Consider the following 2,965-nt stretch of genomic DNA (forward strand, 5'->3'; position numbering starts at 1 on the left):
CCCTTTGGGCGCCCGCCATGGTGCATCAAACGCTTTGAAGTTCCCGCAGCAGACGGTCAAAACCGTGATCGTCCAGATCGTTAGTTAGTGGCAGACCGAACTATTCTACAACCGGTATTGGCCCGCTGTCCAAAGGTTTGGCCACGCCGGCAGCTACTTGCATGTAGTCCGGAAGCTTCAAAGTCGTGTGACCCCGCGGGGCATCATCACCACCTTGCATCAGATCACGCAGAACGCTGAGGCCCACCGACCAGTCCGCACCGGACGCGCTGCCATCGACAGCTCGACCGCCAGCCGAGGTAGAGAGAGTTCGAGCAGCCGCTCGCCTAGGCCGCGCACTCATAAACCGGGTTTGCAAATCGGCCTGACTCTGATTCACTTTGGCCTTGATTTGGAGGCCTCTCATGACCCGTCGCCGGTTTGATCTGACCGATTTTGAATGGACAGTTATTCAGCCCCTGTTGCCCAATAAGCCGCGTGGCGTGCCGCGGGTTGACGACCGGCGGGTGATCAACGGCATCTTGTGGCGCTTCCGGACGGGTTCGCCTTGGGCAGACGTTCCGGATCGATATGGCCCGTATACAACCTGCTACAACCGTTTCGTTCGATGGCGCAAGGCGGGTGTCTGGGATCATGTTCTGGGCGAGATTTCCAAGGCTTTCGATGGCGATATCGTCATGATCGACAGCTCCTGTGTCCGTGTTCACCAACATGCGGCGACGGGAAAAAGGGGGATCAAGACGATGGCTGCATGGGACGTTCCCGTGGCGGCCTGACTACAAAAATCCACGCAGTTGTCGACGCCGATGGTCGACCGATCCGTCTCGCGCTCACAGCCGGCCAAGCCCATGATGGCCGCATGGCCGAGCCGATGCTGCAGACGATTGCCAAGGGTACGATCCTGCTCGCTGACAAGGCTTACGATACCAACGCTGTAAGAGCATTTGCAAAGCAAAGGCCGGCATGGGCCAATATTCCTGCCAAGAGCAATCGGAAGGGAAGCTTCCCTTTCAGCCAATGGGTTTACCGACAGCGCGCTCTCGTCGAGCGTTTCTTCAGCAAACTCAAACAGTTCAGAGGCATCGCCACCCGATACGACAAAGACCCGATGAACTTTCTCGCCGCTGTCAAATTGGTAGCAGCAAGAATTTGGATCAGATCGTTATGAGTCTACGGCCTAGCGGACTTTGGCCCAGGACCAAGTCTTGCTGAGGCGTCAGGTCATAAAACTGACGTCGATCCGCGCTTCGGTCAAGGTTTCCGTCTCCGGGCACCACAAGCGATAGCAGCAGCCCTGAAAGGTCCAGAGACGGACTTTGGTGGCCGGCGACGAGAGCGCTCGGATCAGTAGGGACAGCGAGAGGAGCTTCGGCCGGGTTCAAGACCTCTGCGTCTGCGGCTGCAAATCGCATTGACGCCCCAACTGGGTCATTTGTCTCCGCTGTTCCAGCCTCCACTGACGCCGCTTCTACCAACCCAGTGGCTGCCGCCGTCTCTTCCATCATTGGCGCCATGGCAAATCGCGCCGCCGGAGCAAACGGATCAACCGTAAATGACCATCCGTCGGAAGCCACGCTGACGTTCCCGGCCAGGTCAGAGATCGTCACCGTGATCATGTGCGGCACCCGAGGTCATGTCCGTCGCTGGGGTGAAGGACCAAGACCCATCGCTTTGAACCTTTGTCGTCCCCAAGACCGTTGCACCATCGTGGATGGTTACCATGCCGCCAACCTCACCGGTGATGCCTGTTCCACTGATTGTAGGTCTGACATCATTGGTGGTCGAACCAGAGGTGATGGTTCCAGTCGCAGTTGGCACATCATCAACAATATTGCCGATAGCTGGCCTTGTTGGTGCGGTTGTGTCGACAGTTATGAGCCATGGCGAGGAGGCGGCTCCAGTATTGCCGGCGACATCGATTGCCTTAACCGTGATCGAATGAGCTCCCTGGCTGAGGGCCTTGCCCTGATCAGGTGTAAACGACCAGCTTCCCGTTCCGGTGGTGCCACTGACGAGCGCAGTTCCAAGAAGCGTCGCACCGTAATAGGGCAGCACCGTCGAGCCAGCTTCAGCCGTTCCGCTGAAGGTCGGCATCGTATCATTGGTCGAACTGTTGTTGATCAACGCCCCCACTACAGGGCCGACGTCATCGACAACCCCAGCGATCACGGGAGTGCCAGGCGCCGTCAGATCCACCGTGACAACGAAGGCGGTTGATTTGCTCCCCGTATTTCCGGCGATGTCGGTTGCAGTGGCATAGAGCGTATTGGCTCCAGCTGGCAGGACAGCGGTCAAAGTCAATGACGAGATAAAAGTTACAGCATCGGCAACCGCGGTTCCAAGCACCTCTCCCGCAGCATTCGTGATTGTCACCGTGCTCCCCTGCTCCGCAGTCCCCTTCAGCCTAGGACGAATGTCGTCCGTACGACCTCCATTAAGGACATCGCCTACCACTGAACCAGCATCGTCAATCAGTGCATTGATGGACGGTGACGCCGGGGGCTGTAGGTCAACAGTCACCACGTAGCCGGTCGCATCCGCCAACACACTGGTATTTCCGGCAGCATCCGTAGCGGTTGCCGAGAAGCTATGCGTACCGTGGGCTAGCGTCGAGGTGGAATAGCTCCAGTTCCCCGATTCATCGGCCGTTGTTGTACCCAGTAAAGATAGCCCATCATAGACTTTGATGACGGCATTGGCCTCGCTCTCGCCTTTGATCAACAGAGTTTTGTCATTGGTCACGTCATTGGCGGCGATTGAACCCGGATAGATCCCCTCATTAGCAATCACGTCCATTACCTTTGGTGCCTCGGGCGGGGTCAGGTCGATGGTTACGGCAAAGGCATCGGACGCCGGCCTTCAATGCCGTTCACCACGAGCTTTGCAGTGAGAGCATGTTCACCTTCAGCCAACAGACCAGTAGTCAGAGACCAATGACCGCCGGAAGGAACGGTTACGCTACCGA

Annotated in this window: 2 protein-coding genes; one reads left to right on the top strand and one right to left on the bottom strand. The window is 57.5% G+C overall.

From position 1 onward, the window contains the following. Positions 1 to 404 precede the first annotated feature (404 nt). Positions 405 to 1,168 (top strand): IS5 family transposase gene (locus tag LH464_RS24160; protein WP_226788946.1). Its coding sequence is split into 2 segments (ribosomal slippage): positions 405 to 720 and positions 720 to 1,168, totalling 765 coding nucleotides; the frame shifts between segments, so codons are not numbered across the junction. Positions 1,169 to 1,593: 425 nt separating this feature from the next. Here the strand turns inward: LH464_RS24160 and LH464_RS24165 are convergent. Next, positions 1,594 to 2,829 carry an Ig-like domain-containing protein gene (locus LH464_RS24165; RefSeq protein ID WP_226788947.1) on the bottom strand — a complete coding sequence of 412 codons (1,236 nt, stop codon included), beginning with the start codon at positions 2,827 to 2,829 and terminating at the stop codon, positions 1,594 to 1,596. Positions 2,830 to 2,965 lie beyond the last annotated feature (136 nt).

This window comes from Pseudorhizobium xiangyangii (genome assembly GCF_020531965.1).
Lineage (GTDB): Bacteria > Pseudomonadota > Alphaproteobacteria > Rhizobiales > Rhizobiaceae > Neorhizobium > Neorhizobium xiangyangii.